The sequence below is a fragment of the Myxococcales bacterium genome (assembly GCA_016720545.1).
Classification (GTDB): domain Bacteria; phylum Myxococcota_A; class Polyangia; order Polyangiales; family Polyangiaceae; genus JAAFHV01.
In genome coordinates this window covers 46,872-64,458 of record JADKKK010000011.1, presented here as the reverse complement: position 1 = coordinate 64,458, position 17,587 = coordinate 46,872, and the positions used below count along the sequence as shown (strand labels likewise).

Annotated in this window: 16 protein-coding genes; 6 read left to right on the top strand and 10 right to left on the bottom strand. The window is 72.0% G+C overall.

Annotated features, from left to right (window positions below; all coding sequences use genetic code 11):
* Nucleotides 1-82: 82 nt before the first annotated feature.
* The 5 genes from IPQ09_19820 to IPQ09_19800 form a co-directional block, all read right to left on the bottom strand.
* Nucleotides 83-739, bottom strand: a complete 657-nt coding sequence (locus tag IPQ09_19820) for a ComF family protein (protein ID MBL0196429.1) — start codon at nucleotides 737-739, stop codon at nucleotides 83-85.
* Nucleotides 740-990: 251 nt separating this feature from the next.
* Nucleotides 991-3,258 carry a primosomal protein N' gene (gene priA / locus IPQ09_19815; GenBank protein MBL0196428.1) on the bottom strand — a complete coding sequence of 756 codons (2,268 nt, stop codon included), beginning with the start codon at nucleotides 3,256-3,258 and terminating at the stop codon, nucleotides 991-993.
* A gap of 10 nt (nucleotides 3,259-3,268) precedes the next feature.
* Entirely contained in the window at nucleotides 3,269-4,657 is a 1,389-nt protein-coding gene (locus IPQ09_19810) for a serine/threonine protein kinase (GenBank protein ID MBL0196427.1), read from the bottom strand.
* Between the two features lie 106 nt (nucleotides 4,658-4,763).
* Nucleotides 4,764-5,240 carry a hypothetical protein gene (locus tag IPQ09_19805; protein ID MBL0196426.1) on the bottom strand — a complete coding sequence of 159 codons (477 nt, stop codon included), beginning with the start codon at nucleotides 5,238-5,240 and terminating at the stop codon, nucleotides 4,764-4,766.
* Entirely contained in the window at nucleotides 5,170-6,414 is a 1,245-nt protein-coding gene (locus tag IPQ09_19800; GenBank protein MBL0196425.1) for an acyltransferase, read from the bottom strand. Before IPQ09_19800 ends, IPQ09_19805 begins: the two co-directional genes overlap by 71 nt.
* 106 nt (nucleotides 6,415-6,520) lie before the next feature.
* On the opposite strand from IPQ09_19800, the gene IPQ09_19795 reads away from it, so the two are divergent.
* The 6 genes from IPQ09_19795 (at nucleotide 6,521) to IPQ09_19770 (ending at nucleotide 12,474) form a co-directional block, all read left to right on the top strand.
* Nucleotides 6,521-7,213, top strand: coding sequence for a hypothetical protein (locus tag IPQ09_19795; GenBank protein ID MBL0196424.1), 693 nt, complete (start codon nucleotides 6,521-6,523; stop codon nucleotides 7,211-7,213).
* 1 nt (nucleotide 7,214) lies between these two features.
* A complete protein-coding gene (locus tag IPQ09_19790; protein MBL0196423.1) occupies nucleotides 7,215-7,886 on the top strand; it encodes a hypothetical protein in 672 nt (223 codons plus the stop codon).
* An 11-nt stretch (nucleotides 7,887-7,897) separates the two neighbouring features.
* The gene (locus IPQ09_19785) at nucleotides 7,898-8,401 is read left to right on the top strand and encodes a pyridoxamine 5'-phosphate oxidase family protein (GenBank protein ID MBL0196422.1); all 504 of its coding nucleotides are present in this window, start codon (nucleotides 7,898-7,900) and stop codon (nucleotides 8,399-8,401) included.
* A 74-nt stretch (nucleotides 8,402-8,475) separates the two neighbouring features.
* Complete coding sequence (locus tag IPQ09_19780) at nucleotides 8,476-10,191, top strand: acyl-CoA dehydrogenase (protein ID MBL0196421.1); 1,716 nt, start codon at nucleotides 8,476-8,478, stop codon at nucleotides 10,189-10,191.
* Between the two features lie 61 nt (nucleotides 10,192-10,252).
* Nucleotides 10,253-11,095 (top strand): UDP-3-O-acyl-N-acetylglucosamine deacetylase, encoded by an 843-nt coding sequence (locus IPQ09_19775; protein ID MBL0196420.1) that lies wholly within the window; start codon nucleotides 10,253-10,255, stop codon nucleotides 11,093-11,095.
* 62 nt (nucleotides 11,096-11,157) lie between these two features.
* Nucleotides 11,158-12,474: an MFS transporter gene (locus IPQ09_19770; GenBank protein ID MBL0196419.1), complete on the top strand. Its 1,317-nt coding sequence runs from the start codon at nucleotides 11,158-11,160 to the stop codon at nucleotides 12,472-12,474.
* 26 nt (nucleotides 12,475-12,500) lie between these two features.
* Here IPQ09_19770 and IPQ09_19765 read toward each other — a convergent pair whose 3' ends face one another.
* From IPQ09_19765 to IPQ09_19745, 5 genes are all read right to left on the bottom strand, one after another.
* Nucleotides 12,501-12,779: a hypothetical protein gene (locus IPQ09_19765; GenBank protein ID MBL0196418.1), complete on the bottom strand. Its 279-nt coding sequence runs from the start codon at nucleotides 12,777-12,779 to the stop codon at nucleotides 12,501-12,503.
* A gap of 43 nt (nucleotides 12,780-12,822) precedes the next feature.
* Complete coding sequence (locus IPQ09_19760) at nucleotides 12,823-13,170, bottom strand: hypothetical protein (protein MBL0196417.1); 348 nt, start codon at nucleotides 13,168-13,170, stop codon at nucleotides 12,823-12,825.
* A gap of 5 nt (nucleotides 13,171-13,175) precedes the next feature.
* A complete protein-coding gene (locus tag IPQ09_19755) occupies nucleotides 13,176-14,684 on the bottom strand; it encodes a CoA-acylating methylmalonate-semialdehyde dehydrogenase (protein ID MBL0196416.1) in 1,509 nt (502 codons plus the stop codon).
* 111 nt (nucleotides 14,685-14,795) lie between these two features.
* A complete protein-coding gene (locus IPQ09_19750) occupies nucleotides 14,796-15,629 on the bottom strand; it encodes a hypothetical protein (GenBank protein ID MBL0196415.1) in 834 nt (277 codons plus the stop codon).
* Between the two features lie 1,249 nt (nucleotides 15,630-16,878).
* A complete protein-coding gene (locus tag IPQ09_19745) occupies nucleotides 16,879-17,364 on the bottom strand; it encodes a helix-turn-helix domain-containing protein (protein ID MBL0196414.1) in 486 nt (161 codons plus the stop codon).
* Nucleotides 17,365-17,587: the final 223 nt, after the last annotated feature.

Here is a 17,587-nt window from a genome sequence, read left to right as displayed (position 1 = left end):
CTGGAGCATACAGAGTCTCGGGCCAGGGGCCCACAAGCTGACGAGCGGCCCCTCGCGCGCGTCGCTCGTGTCTCCTTCCTGGTCACGGCTCCGCGGCGGCGAGCACGGCGTGCCCGAGGACGTGCGCGCCCGCCTCTTCCAGCGCCGCCGTGCACGCGGCGAGGGTGGCGCCCGTGGTGCGGACGTCGTCGACGAGGACGACGCGCACGCCGCGCAAGACGCCAGGGCGCTGGCAGCGGAGGCTGCCCGCCAGGTTCGACAGGCGGGCCCGCCGGTCGAGGCCCGCCTGCGCCGGCGAGGGGGCGGTCTTGACCAGGCCGTCGACCAAGAGCGGGGCGCCCACCGCCTCCGCGAGGGCGCGCCCGAGCAACGCGGAGGGCTCGTAGCCTCGGCTGGCGAGGCGCGACGCGTGGGAGGGGACGGGCACGAGCACACCCGGGCGCGCGAGCGCGACAGGCGCCCGCAGGCGGCAGAGCAGCGCGCCGAGCGGCCGCGCGAGGTCGTCGCGGCCGCCGTATTTGAACCGCACGATCGCGTCCCGAAGGGCGCCGCCATACGCGAACGCGGCCGCCTCGACTCGCCTCGGGTCGCCGCCGCCGTCGACCTCGACCAGGGTGGTCGCGCAGGGACCGCAGAACACGGTCTCGAGGGGGACGGGGGCCTCGCACGCGCAGCAGCGCGGCTCGGCGAGGGCGGAGAGCGCGTGGGCCGTGAGAAATCGGAGCGTGGTGAGCAGCATGGTGACTGCTCGGCACCCGTGGCCGCGTCGTTGCGCGCCGCTCTCGCTCAGTCCACGCCGGAGAGCCAGTCCTCCTTCGCGAGGACGTACGACTCGGGCGCGTCGGCCTCTCCCGAGGCGCAGGCCAAGCGAAAGCCAAGTGAGGCGCAGGCCAAGCGAAAGCCAAGCCGCCGCGAGCTTCGCGCTCCGCGTGTCTTCGGCGCGAATGTGGGCGCGAGGTCACGAGGCGTGTGCCGAGCTGGCGGCATCGCTCACATCATTTGCACGGGGTCCACGTCGATCTGGGCGCGCACCTGCCGGGGCAGCTCGCCGAAGGCGCGCACCACGGCGATCGCGGCGGCCCGCAGGCTCGCGCGGTCGCTCGAGCGGAGCATGAGCCGAAAGCGGTGGCGGTTCTTGAGCTTGGCGATGGGCGCGGGCGCGGGGCCGAGGATCTCCACGCGCCCCCGCGGCGCGCCCTTGGCGGCGAGGGCCGGCGCCTCGCGCGCCACCTGGCCGAGGTGAGCCGCCCACTGCAGCGCGAGCTCTGGGGCGGCCGCGTCCACTCGCACGAGCACCATCCGCGAGTAAGGGGGGTAGCCGAGCTCGCGGCGATGCACGAGCTCCGCCGCGACGAAGCCCGCCGTGTCGTGCGCGATCCCGAAGCGAATGGACGGGTGGGTCGGATCGTAGGTCTGGACGATGACGCGGCCGGCCGTCTCGCCCCGGCCCGCGCGCCCCGCGACCTGCACCAGCAGCTGAAAGGCGCGCTCCGATGCGCGAAAGTCGGGCATCGAGAGCGCCGCGTCGGCGTTCAACACGCCGACGAGCGTGACCTCGGGCAGGTCGTGCCCCTTGGTCACCATCTGCGTCCCGACCAAGATGTCGACCTCGCGCGCCCGGACCCGCGCGAGCACCTTCTCGGCGTCCTTGCCGCTCGCGACATCGCGGTCGAGTCGCGCCACGCGGGCTGTGGGGAACGCGGCGCTCAACGTCTCTTCGAGCCGCTCGGTGCCGAGGCCTTCGAGGACCACCTCGGGCGAGCGGCACGCGAGGCACGTCGCTCGCACCGGCTCCTCGTGGTCGCAGGTGTGGCAGCGCAGCGCCGCCCCGCGCGCCTTGTGAAACGTGAGCGCAACCGAGCAGTTGGGGCACGAGGCCACCGTCCCGCAGGCCTCGCAGCGAAGCGCGGGCGAGAAGCCGCGCCGGTTCAGGAAGAGGATGGTCTGCCCCCCCGCCGCGAGGTTCTCCTCGAGCGCGCGGTGGAGCGGCAGGCTGAGCCTCTTATCGCCAGTGGGCCCCGCCCCCGTGCGACGCAGGTTGACGACGGTGACACGCGGCATCGCCTGGTCGCGCGCCCGGGTGGGGAGAGTGAGTCGCACGAGCTTGCCCTCGCTCACGAGGTGCTCGCTCTCGAGCGAGGGGGTGGCGCTCCCGAGCACGCACACCGCGCCCGCGCGACGCGCGCGGAGCAGCGCCATGTCCCGCGCGTGGTAGCGCACGCCCTCCTCTTGCTTGAACGAGGGATCGTGCTCCTCGTCGACGACGAGCAGGCCAAGCCGCGCGACCGGCGCGAAGAGCGCGGAGCGGGCGCCGATGGCGACGTCGACCTTGCCCTCGCGGAGCAGGTGCCACATGTCGTGCCGTTCGCGCGCCGAGAGGCCCGAGTGGAGCACGGCCACGTCGTCTCCGAAGCGCGCGCGAAATCGCCCCACGAGCTGCGGCGTGAGGGCGATCTCCGGCACGAGCACGATCGTGCCTCTCCCGAGCCGCTTGGCCTCCGCGATCGCGCGGAGGTACACCTCGGTCTTGCCGGAGCCCGTGACGCCGTGAAGCAGGAACGGCCGCGCGGTCTCTCCGAAGAGGGCGGCCTGCAGCGCCGAGATCGCGCCCGCCTGCGCGGCTGTCGGCGGCTTGTCGGTGTCGCGCTCGACCCCCGCGTCGAAGAACGCGTCGCGGGCGAGCTCCTGCTCCCCGAGCGTCACGAGGCCGAGCGCCTCGAGCCGGCGTACGAGGGCCCGCGCGTTGCCCTGCACGTCCGCGAGGCGCGCGATCGGCGTCGAGCCCTGCGCTCGCAGGCGCGCGAGGAGGGACGCCGCACCCGCGGAGAGCTTCGCCTCGGCCTCCGGGTCGAACCGCGCGGTCGCCGCCGCCGTCTGGACCCTCCGCGCCGACAGGCCCCGCGCCCGATCGAAGAGGCCCGGCGCCACCTCCTCTTCGAGCGCTGTCTCGCGATCTTGGGGTGGCAGGGCGAGCCGAAGGACCTCGCCGATCGGCGCCAGGTAGTAGGCGGAGAGCTCGCGAAGGAAGGCGAGCAGCTCCTCGGGGACCGAGCCGGACGGGAGCACCTTCACGAGGGGCCGCACACGGGCCGGTGGGTCGCCTTCCGCGACCTCGACCGCGATCCCCACGATCCGGCGGGCGCCGAAGGGGCACACGACGCGCGCGCCCTTCGTCACCTGCCCCTCGAGCGCTTCCGGGACCGAGTAGGTGAAGGTGTGCGGCACGGGGACGGGGAGCGCCACGTGCACGAGCCTCATCGCGCGACGCTCACGGCGACTGCTTCAGCATCCCGATCGCGACGAGCACGGCCACGAGCGCGATGACGGCGACCACGACGAGCGCGATTTGCCGTGTGGGCGGTGGCGGGGGCCGGAGCGCGCTCTTCGGGAGCCCCTCGAGCACGGGTCGCGGAGGCTCGGGGGCGTCGAGCACGGCGGGCGTCGCCACCAGGTCGGCGCGAAACGCCCGCATGGCCCCGGCCGACACCGGGTGCTTCATGAGCTCCGGCACGGAGTCGGGTCCCGAAGACTCGGGCGGATCGGTCTCGCGGATCGCGACGTCGCCGGTGGACACCGGGTGAGGGACGGACGCGACGGACGATCGCGGCTCGTCGGGCGAGGCGCCCTTGCCTATGTCGCGCTCCAGGGCTTTCCGCGCGGTCACTGCGGCCGTGCCGAAGCTCTGGACCATCCAGTCGCCGAGACGGAGGGGGCTCACCGTGAACTTCGCGGACATCATGTAGTCCTCGAGATCGCGGAGCATGGCGGACGCCGACGCGTACCGGTCGTCCAGGGCCTTCGCGAGCGACTTCGCGACGATCGTGTGGAGCGTCGGCTCGTCGGGGAGGCCGCGCTCGGCCAGCGGGGGAACGTCGGCGCGGCGGGCCTGCTCGATCAGCGAGCCCTCATTCTTTGTAGAGTACAAGCGTCGCCCGGCGAGCAGCTCCCAGAGCAGAATGCCGGTCGCGAACACGTCGGCCCGCGCGTCGAGGCGGGCGCCTCGCGCGTGCTCCGGGCTCATGTAGCCGGCCTTGCCGCGCAGGGCCTCCTCGGCCTCGTGGCCGGCGCTGTTCGCCGAGAGCGCGTTGTTCGCGTGTGCGATGCCGAAGTCGCACAGCTTGACCTCGCCCTCGAACGAGACCAGCACGTTCGACGGAGAGACGTCGCGGTGCACGAGCCCGAGCGGCTCGCCCTCCTCGTTCATTCGCCGGTGCGCGTAGTCGAGCCCGCGGAGCACGTCGCACACGATCCCGAGCGCGAACTCGACGGGGAGGGAGACCTTCTCCTGCGAGCACTTGCGGAGCAGGGCGTTCAGGTCGAGCCCCTCGACGTATTCCATCGCGATGTAGAGCTGATCGCCCTCGCGGCCGAGGTCGAACACCTGGGCGATGTGCGCGTGGTTGAGCCGCGCGGCCAGCTTGGCCTCGTGGATGAGCATGTCGGCGAACTCCGGCGAGCCCGAGAATTGCGGGAGGATCTGCTTGACTACGGCGAGGCGCGTCGCCCCGAGCTCGGTCTCGGCGCGCGCGAGGAAGATCTCCGCCATGCCGCCCTTGCCGATGGTGTCGAACAGCGTGTACCGGCCGAACTTGCGCGGGAGCGCGCGTTCGCGCTCGCGGCCCAAGTCGCTCTCGGTTCTCTCGGAGACGGACGTCACGTGGGGGGACTCTCGCGGGAGGCGCGCGCGGGGTCAAGGATCTGGATGAACATTCGCCGCCGGGCTCGCGCGCGGGGGCGTGAGCGTCGGAGAGGGGCCATCGCGCCTATTTCTTCGGGGCGGGCGGGAGCCAGGGCGGGGCGCTGGGCAGCACGGTCGGGATGACCGTCGGGAGCGCGGTCGGGAGCGCGGTCGGGAAGCCGGGCGGCACGCTGGGCGCGCCTTTGGGCGTTGGGGTCGGGATGGGGGCGGCGCCGCCGTCGAGGCGGATCCCGGCGTCGGGGACGAGGGGAACCGCCGCGTCGGCCCGTGCGCCCGCGTCGAGCCTGAGGACGGGTTGCCCGGGCCCTGGAGGCGCCGGCGTCCCGGGGGGCAGCGTGGTCGCGGAGTCGACGGGCGCGGCCGTGTTGACGGGCGGGGTGGATGCGGCCGTCGCGGCGCTCGTGGCGGCGGACGCGGCCCCGCCGGCCTCTGCACCCGCGTCGGCGCCCGCGCCCCGGTTGAACAGCTTGTCACACCCGAGGACGGAGAACGGGAGCAGGCAGGCGAGCAACCCTACCGACACGATGCGTGCATGATGCATGTTTGTTCCTTCTGGGGTGACGAGGGCCGCGCCGCGAGCTTACCCAGCCCGGCGCCCGAGGGAAGGAGCTTTTGGGCCGTCTCGAGGCGAACCTTCGCTGGAGGGGCCGCTCGAAGGCGCGGTGCGAGGCGGTGGCGAGGCCCACGGCGACCGGCAGGGCCAGCGCGAAGACCGCCGCGCCCGCCCAGGCCTCGCTGCGCGCCGGGCCGAGGGCGAGCTTCACGGCGGCGATCGCGGCCAGGTGGAGCATGTAGATCCCGTAGCTCACCTCGCCCACGTGGCGGAGCGGCGGGAGAGTGAGCAGCGGCGCGAGCGCGTGGTCCTCGCGCACGACCGAGGTCGCCACGAGGAGCACGACGAGGGCGTGGGTCGCGGCGAGGGGCACGCTCGTGGAGAGCACGGCGGCGGCGAGCAGCCCCAGGGCCACGACCGGCGCGCCGCGGAAGCCGAGGAGGGCGCGGGCGACGCGGAAGGTGGCGGGTGTGTGCAAGATGCACGCGAGCAGGGCGCCGAGCACGAGCGGCAGCCGGACACCCGACAGCGCCCGCGTGGCCAGCGCCCCGAGCGGCGGCGCGAGGCCAGCGCCTAGCGCGATGACCGTGAGCGCGAGGCACGCGCCCCACGCGAGCCAGGGCCTACCAGCCGCGCGACCGCCCCTCGTCCACCCTCCCACGAGCCAGGGCCAGAGCGCGTAAAACTGCTCCTCGACGGCGAGCGACCACGAGTACGCGAAGAGCACCGGGTGGGGCACGCCGAAGTCGACGAACCAGGTCGTCGTGAACGTCGCGTAGGCCGGCAGGCTCGCGAAGAAGTGGGCCCGCACCGGCGAAGTGGGCGGAAGAAAGACCCCGGCGCGCAGCACCGTGAGCGCGAGCACGGCGTAGTAGAGCGGGAGGATTCGCGCGGCGCGCCGCCGGTAGAACGCGCCCACGTCCACGCGGCCGGCCTCGCTCCACTCGCGAAGCAGGAGCGTCGTGATCAAGAAGCCGCTGATGGCGAAGAACACGTCCACGCCGAGCGGCCCCTTCCCGAGCGCCCCGTCGAGCGGCCGCGGGGTCGCGTGGTGCCAGACCACCGGCACGACCGCGAGGCAGCGCAGCCCGTCGAGCGCGCCGAAGCGTCGCGTCCCGAGGAACACCTCGTGCGCGCGGTCGTGTGCGCTCGCCGTCGCCATCGGCGCCGCACCTTAGCAGCCCGTTGATGAACCCTCGTCGCCCGCGCGCCGCCGCGATTGGAGGGAAGTCCTTGGACCGCCGGGGCGTGTCTGTTAGGGCGAGGCCGTGTCCCTCTTCCGCGGCTCCCTCAGCTACGTCCGCTTCTTCGTCAACGGGGAGCTCCCGCCCGGCTTCGAGGACCGCGCCCTGGCCGACATCCGAAAGAAGCTCCAGCGGCCGCTCGAGCCCGACGACGACGACACCGAGCGCGTCGGGTGGTGCAAGGTAGGCGAGCCCTTCGTGCTCGAGGTCGAGCATGCCGATGTATTCTACAACGAGTACGTGAACCTCGGCTTTCGCACCGATCGCTGGGCCATTCCCGGCGCGCTGCTGAAGGCGAAGGTCGCGGAGGCGGAGGCCGCTTACCTCACGAAGAAGGGCCGCGAGCGCCTCACGCGGAAAGAGAAGACCGAGCTGAAGGACCTCGTGTCGAAGCGCCTACGCCGGGGCCTCGCCCCGCAGGTGCGCGCGCACGACGTGTCGTGGGCGCTCGGGGAGGCGACGGTGCGCTTCTTCGGCTCGTCGCCGCGCGCGCAGGGGGCGTTCGTCGAGCTGTTCGAGAAGACGTTCGCGCTGAAGCTCGTGCGCGAGGCGCCGTACACGCTGGCCGCCCGCCTCGGTCTCTCGCGCGCCCAGGAGAGCGAGTGGGAGGGGGCCGAGGCCGCGACGTTGGCTGGCGCAGAGGACGACGAGGGCCCCGCGGTCGCGCGGCGCTCGGAGCGGGCGGGGCGCGCGGGACGCGCAGGGAGCCGAGGCTGACATGGACCTGTTCGAGCGCGTCGAGAAGCGCAGGTTCCTCGGGAGAGAGTTCCTCCTGCACCTCTGGTTCGAGACCGAGCTTTTGTCGGCCACGCTGAGCACCCGGGCGACCGGCCCCTTCGGTCTGTGGATCGAGAAGGAGCTCGCCCTCTCGGCGGGCAAGGAGACCACGCGCATCAAGGGCAGCTTGCCGGCCCAAGCGCGCGAGGCGAAGGAGTCGCTCTTGCTCGGTAAGACCCCGGAACGAATGGGGTTTCGGCTCGTGAAGGGTGAGCGGGAGGCCTCGTTCGTGCTCCGCGGCGACACCCTCGCGCTCTCGGGCGTGTCTCTGCCGGCGGTGCTCGCCGAGGAGGCGCCCGAGCGCGACGCCCTCGACGCGGCGCCCGCGGCCCGGCCCCGCAAGGCTCGCGAGCGCAGCGTGGAGGCGGAGCTCGAGCAGGCCGAGGTGGCGGCGCAAGAGAGCTTCTTCGAGCGCATGCACCTGCTCCGCGAGGTCGAGGAGATCGTCGAGCACCTCTACGCCGACTTCCTCGCGCTGCGCCTCGGCCCTGCGTACGCCGCGTTCGTCGCGCCCGCGCTGCGCGCCTGGGCCTTGGGCGAGGCGCCCGACGCCGACGCGTACGAGGCGAAGAAGAAGGTGGCCCTCGGGCGCGGGAAGCGGTCGTCAGGCTAGGGTCTTCGTCGATGGTGCACGATCTCGACCCCGCCGCGGCGCCCGCACACACCCACGCCGAGCGCTGCCGCGCCCTCGTCGCGGCCGCACGCACGGCCACGCTCTCCACCCTGGCCCGCGAGCCGGAGGGCTTCCCCTTCGGCTCCCTCGTGACCGTCGCGTTCGATGCCGCAGGGAGGCCGCTCCTCCTGCTCTCCGAGCTCGCCGCGCACACGCAGAACCTCCTCGCCTGCTCGAGCGCGTCGCTGCTCGTCGTCGCGCCCGGCGCCGAGGGCGCCGATCTCTCGGTCGAGCGACTCACCTTGGTCGGCGTGTGCGAGCGCCTCTCCGGCGCTGCGGCGGAGGCGGCCAGCGGGATCTTCCTAGCGGCGCACCCCGCGGCTGCCGCGTACGTCGCCTTCAAGGACTTCGCGTTCTACGGCCTCCGGCCCGTGGGGCTCCGGTACGTCGGGGGCTTCGGCCGCATGTCGTGGGTCGATCTCACGGAGTACGAGCGGGCGGGGCTCGGCGGCTGAGCTCCGCGCGAGGGGCGGCGCGTGGTGGCCGGTTGCGCTTCCCCCGCTCGCCGTTCGCGGCGAACATGCCGGGCATGACGACGCAACGGCTCCTGCTCGACCCCAAGCACCTCACGCGCCCGTACCCCGACGAGCGCTCGCGCGACATCATGCGCCGCACCGTCGAGTTCTTCGAGGCCAAGGGGAAGGCGCGCCTCCGCAAGGACGACCTCGCCCGCACCTGGTACGACGACTTCCTCGGCTTCGTGAAAGAGCAGGGCATCTTCGCCACGTTGCTCACCCCCGAGTCCGAGGCGAGCCGGGGCGAAGGCGCGCGGTGGGACACCTGGCGCAACTGCGAGTTCAACGAAATCCTGGGCTTCTACGGGCTCTGCTATTGGTACACGTGGCAAGTCTCCATCCTCGGGCTCGGCCCTATCTGGATGAGCCCCAACGCGGCGCTGAAGGCGAAGGCCCGCGACGCGCTCGAGCAGGGCGGCATCTTCGGCTTCGGGCTCTCCGAGCGCACGCACGGCGCCGACATCTACTCCACCGACATGATCCTCACTCCGCAGGACGGCGGGGGCTACCTGGCGAGCGGTGAGAAGTACTACATCGGCAATGGCAACAAGGCCGCCATCCTCTCGACGTTCGGCAAGATCGCGGGCACCGACGAGTACGTGTTCTTCGCCGTCGACACGCAGCACCCGCGCTACCGGCTCGTGAAGAACGTCGTGGCCAGTCAGTCGTACGTGTCCGAGTACGCGCTGGCGGAGTATCCCGTCGCCGAGAGCGACATCCTCTCTCGCGGAAAAGAGGCCTGGAGCGCGGCCCTCAACACCGTGAACATTGGCAAATACAACCTGGGGTGGGCGTCCATCGGCATGTGCACGCACGCCTTCTACGAGGCCATCAACCACGCCGCGAACCGCCGCCTCTACAACATGTACGTGACGGATTTTCCGCACGTAAAGCAGATGTTCACCGACGCGTACGCGCGCCTCGTGGCGATGAAGCTCTTCGCGCTCCGCGCCGCCGACTACCTCCGCGCGGCCTCGGCCGAGGACCGGCGGTATCTCCTCTACAACCCGGTCATGAAGATGAAGGTCACCACCCAGGGCGAGGAGGTCATCAACCTCTTGTGGGACGTGATCGCCGCGAAGGGGTTCGAGAAGGACACCTACTTCGACATGGCGGCGCGCGACATCCGCGCGCTGCCGAAGCTCGAGGGGACCGTGCACGTGAACATCGCGCTCATCGTGAAGTTCATGCCGAACTACTTCTTCGCGCCGGCCGAGTACGCGCCGGTGCCGCGCATGGACGCCCCGAAGAACGACGATTTTCTGTTCGACCAGGGCTCCGCGAGCGGCCTCGGCAAGATCCGCTTCCACGACTACGCGGCCGCCTTCGAGGCCTATCCGCTGCCGAACGTGGCCCGCTTCCAAGAGCAGGTGGCGGTGCTGCGCGAGCTGCTCGCGACGGCCACGCCCGACGAGGCCCAGCGCAAGGACCTCGATTTCCTCATGACCCTGGGCGAGATGTTCACGCTCGTGGTGTATGCCCAGCTCGTGGCCGAGAACGCGAAAATCTACGGGGTCGAGGACGACCTGGTCGACCAGATCTTCGACTGCTTCGTGCGCGACTTCGCGAAGTTCGCCCAGCAGCTCCACGCGAAACCGAGCAGCACCGAAGCGCAGATGGCCTGTTGCCTCAGGCTCATTCGAAAGCCGGTGTTCGACCAGCGGCGCTACGAGCACATCTGGAAGGACCACGTCCACGCCCTGAAGGGCGCCTACGAGATGAGCCCATGAGCTGCGCGGGCGCGAGCGCGCCGCGCGACGCCAAGCAGGCCGGTCCGCGCGCCGGCGTGTAGTGGCTGCGCGGCGCGTCGAGCTCGACGGTTTCGGGCTGCACGGGGGGGCTCGCGCCCGCCTCGTCGTGTCGGCGCGGCCTGGCCCCCTCGTGTTCCTCTCCGGAGGGCGCGTCACGCCGCTCTCCGCGCTCCGCGCCTCCGGCGATCGCCGCTCGACCGAGCTCTCCGGCGACGGGGTCACAGCGCGCACCGTGGAGCACCTCTTCGCCGCGCTCGCGGCGCTCGGCCTCCACGAGGGGGTCGCCCTCGAGCTCACGGGCGACGAGTGCCCGCTCCTCGACGGCGGGGCGCGCACGTACTTTAATGCACTATGCACGCTCTCCCTGCCGCCGGTCGCGCCGCGCCTCGCGATCGTGGCCGACGGCGAGGTGCGGGTGGGCGCGAGCGTCTACAGGTTCTCGAGGCCGCCTCCGGGAGCCTCGCCTCGGCCGCGCGTCTCGGTCGAGGTCGACTTCGACGACGCGCGCCTCGCGCCGCGCGCGGCCTGGGACGGCGACGCGGCGGACTTCGCGCGGCGGATCGCCCCGGCGCGCACGTTCGGCTTCGCGCGCGAGCTCGGGGAGCTCGCCGAGCGGGGCCTCGCCTCGCGCGTCGACCGCGAGAGCGTGGTGCTCGTCACCGACGCCGCGGTGCTCTCCGCGGGCCCGCCCTTCCTGCCGGACGAGCCGGCGCGGCACAAGCTCCTCGACCTGATGGGCGATCTCTTCGTGTGGGGCGGTCCGCCGCTCGGCCACGCCCACGCGGAGCGGCCCGGCCACGCGGCCACCCACGCCGCCGTGGCCGAGGGGCTCGCGCGGGGCCTGCTAGCCCAGCCTCGGGGGGGCGAGCCCACAAGAACCTGAAGGTGAGCCCCGGAGGGCGAACGAAGGTCGATGGTGGCGCCGCGCCGAAGGCTGGGGCGCACATGAACGTTGACCCCCGCCGCTCCCGCTGGTTCCTTGCCACCGTGACCGAACCCGCGCACACCGAGGCCACCGAGGCCACCGAGGCCAAGCGCGCGCCGCCCCGCGCGCTCACCCGCAACGTGGTGCTCACGGTGGTCGTCGCGGCGCTCGGCTACTTTGTCGACATCTACGACCTCATCTTGTTCAGCATCGTGCGCGTGCCGAGCCTGAAGTCGTTCGGTCTCACCGGCGCCGAGCTCACCGACGTGGGCGTGCGCCTCATCAACTGGCAAATGGGCGGCATGCTCCTCGGGGGCATTCTGTGGGGCGTGCTGGGCGACAAGCGCGGTCGCCTCACGGTGCTCTTCGGCTCGATCCTCACCTACTCGCTCGCCAACATCGCGAACGGGCTCGCGCAGTCGATCTTCCAGTACGAGGTGCTCCGGTTCATCGCGGGCGTCGGGCTCGCCGGCGAGCTCGGCGCCGGCATCACCCTCGTGAGCGAGCTCATGCCGAAGGAGTCGCGCGGATATGGCACGACGCTGGTGGCCGGAGTGGGCATTCTGGGCGCCGTCGTCGCCGCGCTCGTGGGCGACGCCTTCTCGTGGCGCACGGCGTACTTCGTAGGCGGCGGCCTCGGCCTCTCCCTGCTCCTCGTGCGCGTGGGCCTCCGCGAGAGCCGCATGTTCGACGGCGCGAAGGCGAGCGGCGCCAAGCACGGCGACTTCTTCGCGCTCTTTCGGAGCGCCTCGCGCCTCCGCCGGTACGCGGCGATCATCCTCGTCGCCGTGCCGGTCTGGTACGCCGTGGGAATCCTCGTGACGTTCTCGCCGGAGATCGCCCGGGCCATGGGCCTCGCGGAGGCGCCCAAGCCGTCCACCGCCGTGATGGTGATGTACGTCGGGCTCGCGATCGGCGACTTCGGGAGCGGCCTCCTGAGCCAGCTCCTGAAGAGCCGCAAGAAGGTCCTCCTCGGCTTCCTCACGCTCGCGGTGGCCGCGACCGTCGCCTACTTCACGGTGGGTCGCAGCTCGCTCACGGTCTTCTATGCGACGGTGTTCGTGCTGGGCATCGCCTCGGGCTATTGGGCCGTGTTCGTGACCGTGGCCTCGGAGCAGTTCGGCACGAACCTCCGCTCCACGGCGACCACCACGGCGCCCAACTTCGTGCGAGGCGCGGTGGTGCTGGTCACCTCGAGCTTCCAGGTGATGAAGGGCGGGCTCGGCGTGGTGGGCAGCGCGGTCGTCGTGGGCGTGGTCGTGTTCGCGCTGGCGTTCGTCTCTCTGCTCGGGCTCGAGGAGACGCACGGGAAAGACCTCGACTTTCTCGAGGAGTAACAAGCCGTTACGCGTTCATCGTCGACTCACCGAGTCGTGCAGCTCGTCCACGAGCTGGCGGGCGCCTCCGGCGCGTTTTCCCAGCGGATCTCCACCTTGTGGCAGGCGAGCCGCGGAGCGGACGACGAGGCGCCGAACGCCGCGCTGTTCACGCACCATAGCGTGAGCAGGCCGCCGCTCACGAGGCCGGTGACCACCACGCTCACGCGGCGCCTCCGCTGCACGGCCTCCGCGGCGAGCGCGGCGAGCTCGAGGACCAGGCGGGGATCTTCCGGGGCGTCTTGGGGGAGCGATCGATACGGCACCCGAGCCTGACACGCGACCGGCGAAGTTCTTTGGAAGAAAGGCTCAGCGCACCTCGATGCGCCTGTGGGCGATCATCTTGTCGCTCCAGCGAAACTCCACCGAGTGGGGGCCGGGCTCGCGCGCGGTGAGCGTGACCCCTTTTCCGCCCGCGCTCTTGCCGGGCACCGTCGCGCGATCGATCTCCGCGCCCCCGCGCAGCAGCACGAACTCGCACAGCTCGTCGGTGTCGTCCATATAGTCGATCGTGGCGGCGAAGGGCTCCCCGGCCGCGGGGGAGACGGTCGACAGCGAGAACTTCACGCGCGAGTGGTAGCTGCGGAGCTCACGGCAAGCCGCGAGGCCCGCGGTCGCGAGCCCCGCCAAGAGCCCCAGCGCGGAGCGACGGGTCATCGCCCCTACTTCGTGGACGGGAAGCTGAACATGGCGCCCTCCCGCACACCGGCCGAGGGCCAGCGCTGCGTGATGGTCTTGCGCTTCGTGTAGAAGCGCACCGAGTCGGGGCCGTAGGCGTGCAGATCCCCGAAGAGCGAGCGCTTCCAGCCGCCGAACGAGTGGTACGCGACCGGCACCGGCAGCGGCACGTTCACGCCCACCATGCCCACGAGGATGTGGTCGCTGAAGTAGCGGGCCGCCTCGCCGTCGCGCGTGAAGATGCAGGTGCCGTTGCCGTATTCGTGCGCGTTGATGAGGTCCATCGCCTCCTGGAGCGACTTCACGCGCACCACGCCGAGCACCGGCCCGAAGATCTCTTCGTTGTAGGTGACCATGCCCGGCTTCACGTTGTCGAAGAGGCACGCGCCGAGGAAGTAGCCCCCCTCGTGTCCGGGCACCTTGGCGTTGCGGCCGTCCACCACCAGCGTGGCGCCCTCCTTCACGCCCTGGTCGACGTAGCCCTTCACCTTCTCGAAGTGGGCCTTCGTGACCAGCGGCCCCATGTCGTTGCTCGCGTCGGTGCCGGGGCCCACCTTCATTTTCGCGATCTCGGTCTTCAGGCCCGCGATGACGGCGTCGGCCGTGGCGTCGCCCACGGCGACCACGATCGGGATCGCCATGCAGCGCTCGCCGCACGAGCCGTACGCCGCGCCCATGAGCGCCGCGACCGCGTTGTCGATGTCGGCGTCGGGCATGACCACCGCGTGGTTCTTCGCGCCGCCGAGCGCCTGCACGCGCTTGCCGTTCGAGCACCCCTTCGAATAGATGTATTCTGCAATAGGGGTCGAGCCCACGAAGCTGAGGGCCTGCACGCGCGGGTCGTCGAGCAGGGTGTCGACGGCCTCTTTGTCGCCGTTGACGACGTTGAGCACGCCGGGGGGGAGGCCCGCCTCCAGGGCGAGCTGCGCCACCAGCAGCGCGCTCGAGGGATCGCGCTCGGAGGGCTTGAGCACGAAGGTGTTGCCGCACACGACGGCCATGGGCCACATCCACAGCGGCACCATCACGGGGAAATTGAAGGGCGTGATGCCCGCGGTGACGCCGAGCGGCTGGAACTCGCTCCACGAGTCGATGCCGGGGCCCACGTTGCGGTTGTGCTCGCCCTTCAGGAGCTCGGTCGCGTACGAGGCGTACTCGACGTTCTCGATGCCGCGCTGCAGCTCGCCCATCGCGTCGCCCGCGACCTTGCCGTGCTCGGCGGTGAGGAGCGCCGTGATCTTCTCGGCGTGCATCTCGAGCAGGTTCTTCAGCTTGCTCATCACGCGCGCGCGCTTCAGCGGCGGCGTCGCGCGCCACGCGGGGTAGGCCTTCTCGGCTGACGCGATCGCCGCGGAGACGGTCTCCTTGTCGGCGAGCAGCAAGCGCTTCTCGGCCGCGCCGGTGGCCGGGTTCCACACCTCCTGGGAGCGGTGGCCGCCGAGGACGTCTCGGCCGTCAATCCAGTGACCAATCGTGGGGAGCGCTTGCGACATGAGGGGTTCTCGCGGGGTGTGGGGGAGTCGGGGCAGGGCGGGGCGGGAGCGGGCGGAAAGCGCGCGGATTGTCCCACATCGCGCCGCGGCTGTCGAAGGGCGCTCGCCGCGTCAGAACGCGAAGGCGATGATCGGCCCGATCGAGACACCCCTGAACGAGGTGCCGGTGATCGTCTGGTAGGTGACCTCGGCTCCCAGCGCGAACGACCGCGTGAAGTGCAGCATGAACCCGCCCCCTACGGAGAGCGCGGCGCCCGTCTTCGCGCCGCTGCCGCCCACGTGCCCTACGCCCGCGCCGCCCTCGACGAACGGCGCGAAGCGGTTCAGCGGCATCACCACGCGGAGCACCGGCATCCCAAGGACCACCGTTGGATCGAGGAAATAGGCGCTCCCGTGCACACCCGGGACCAGGATCACGCTGCCCGTGTCGAAGCCGTAGCCCACGCGGGCGCCGAGCACGAAGCCCGCCTTGCCGCCCGAGAAGGCGACGCCCGGCGAGATGCCCCACTGGAAGCCCGAGTTCCAGTCGGACACGATCCGGCGGCCCTCGCTCATCTCCTCGTGGGGCTCCTCCGGCGCCGGCGGGGGCGGCTCGCCCAGCGGCGGCGCGAAGGTCGGCGTGGCGGCAGGCTCCACCGGCGCGGTCGCGGGCGGAGGCGGCGGAGGCGCGGGGATCGGCGCGGGCGCGCTCGTGGGAGCAGGGATCGGCGCGGGCGCGGGGGCCGGCGCGGCCGTGGGAGGTGTCGTGGGCGCGGGGGCGGGGGCCGTCGCGGGGGCCGTCGCGGGCGGAGGCAGAGGCGCGGGGAGCGGCGCGGGCGGCTCGTCCTGCGCGGCGGCGACGCGCGGCGCCGTGGTGGCGGTGGCGGCGGCGATCGCGAGCAGCGCGAGCGCCTGCGCCCGTCCGCGCGTGCGGTCGCGGCGGGCGCGCGGGTGGAGCGTGTTCATGGCGACACCTCGCCTTCGGCTCGGGCTCGCCATCGACCTTCGTTCGCCCCTCCGGGCCTCACTTCCAGGTTCATGGGCGGCAGCCTACGTGGTTTCTGCGCGTCGCGCAGGGTTCGGGGATCGCGCGGCCTGGCCGATTCACCCCTCTGGCTTGTCCGCGCCGCGACTCTTCACGCGTCGATTGCATTCTCGCCGCTCGGTTGTAAGGGTTCGCGGCCATGCTCGCCCGCCCCGCCCGTGCCTCGCTCGCCCGCTGGTTCTCTCCCGCCGCCGCGCTGCTGCTCGCGTGCGGCGGCGATCCCGCGGGGGGCACGCCCGAGGGGGACGCGGGCGCCTCGCCGGACGCGGCGCCTACGGCGCTCCCCGACGGCGCGCCCCCGCCCGGTGATGGCGGCGACGGCGGCGGCCCACCGCCGATCGTCACCTGCCACGCCACACCGCGACCCGACGGCCCGCGAAAGATGCTCGTCACGCGGCCTCGCTCCAAGGAGGCCGCCGGGGGCTACAGCACGAACGCCAAGCTCCTCGAGGTGCTCGACGTGTCCGCGGCCGGCGCGCTCTCGCGGCCCGGGAAGGTGCTCGACATGGCCGGCCCCACCCAGGGCGCTCCGGTCTTCACGCCCGACGGGGCGATCGCGATCGTGCCGATGGGCGGCAAGGCGGGCCTCGCCTCGATCGTGTTCGACGCGGCCGGCAACCCCACGGTCGTCGAGACCTCGTTCGCCCCCGAGGGGAGGCTCAGCAACACGACCGTGGTGATCGACGCGACCGGCTCGCGCGCCTTCGCCCTCGACTCGAACACCGTCGCGAACGGCGGCGGAGTGTACGAGGTGCGCATCGCCTGCGACGGGCGCCTCACGCTGATCGGCAAGTCGCTGCCGTCGGAGAAGTCTCAGCAGCTCGCGCTCCTCGACGCGAACCGGGGTCTCTACTCGGGCGCGGTGGTCGGCGGGAAGGGCGACCTCCATCTCTTCGATCTCGTTACGAAATTTCCCACCGCGAGCGTCGCGGCGTTTGGCGACGACGACGCGAGCGCGTCGAGCGTGGCGGTCACTCCCGACGGCAAGTTCGCGGTCGTGACCGACACGGGCTTCCTCGCGGGCAACCGCCTGGCCGTCGTCGACCTCGCGACGATGACCACGAAGCAGAAGGTCGCCGTCGACGGACCGGAGGCGTTCCTCGTGTCGCCCTTCGGCAACGCGATGATGCTCGTGCAGAGCGATACGGCCGACGCGTACGTGCCCGTCACCTACTCGCCCACCGCCGCCGCGCCCCTCACGCTCGGCACGAAGATCGCGGCGACGAGGAAAGTGGAGCTGCCCAGCGGCCCCGTGCTGATGAAGAACGGCGCGCTGAAGGGCACGGTGTACGTGGTCGAGGTGTCGGGCATCCGCGCCGTGCGCTGGGACGCGGCCGGGCGGCTCGCCGACGTGGGACTCTTCTCGATGGACGTCGACAAGGACCTCTTCAACGCGCCCTTCGCCCTGGGCGTGCAACCCTGAGGGCGGCGGCGCACCCTCTTCGCGCGCCGCCGCGCGTTCCGCGTGACGTTGCCCCCGTTTTTGGGCGACGAGAGAGGCGTGCTCTCCGGCCTCCGACTCCGTTCGTCCAGCCCGTCGTATCCCTCAGCCTCGAAGCGCGCGAGCCACTTGTAGCCCGTCTCGCGCGTGATCCCGTACTCGCGGCACAGCGCAGCCATGTTGCGATCGGGGGCCTTCGCTCGCTCCACAAACAATTCCCGCCCCGCCACGTGCTGAGGAAAGCGGGAAAGCACGAATCACGCTTGCCGTGGACTTAGGGGGGCGAGCCCAATGTGCCTCCCGCCATCGCGTGGCCCGCGCACCGGTGGGCGCCGACATCCGTCGCCCGGTGGTCGCGCGGCCAGGTCCCAGCTTCGGCCTCGGCGTGCAGCCCAGCGGGCAGCGGCGGGGCGCGGCGCCTCTTCGCGCGCCGCCGCG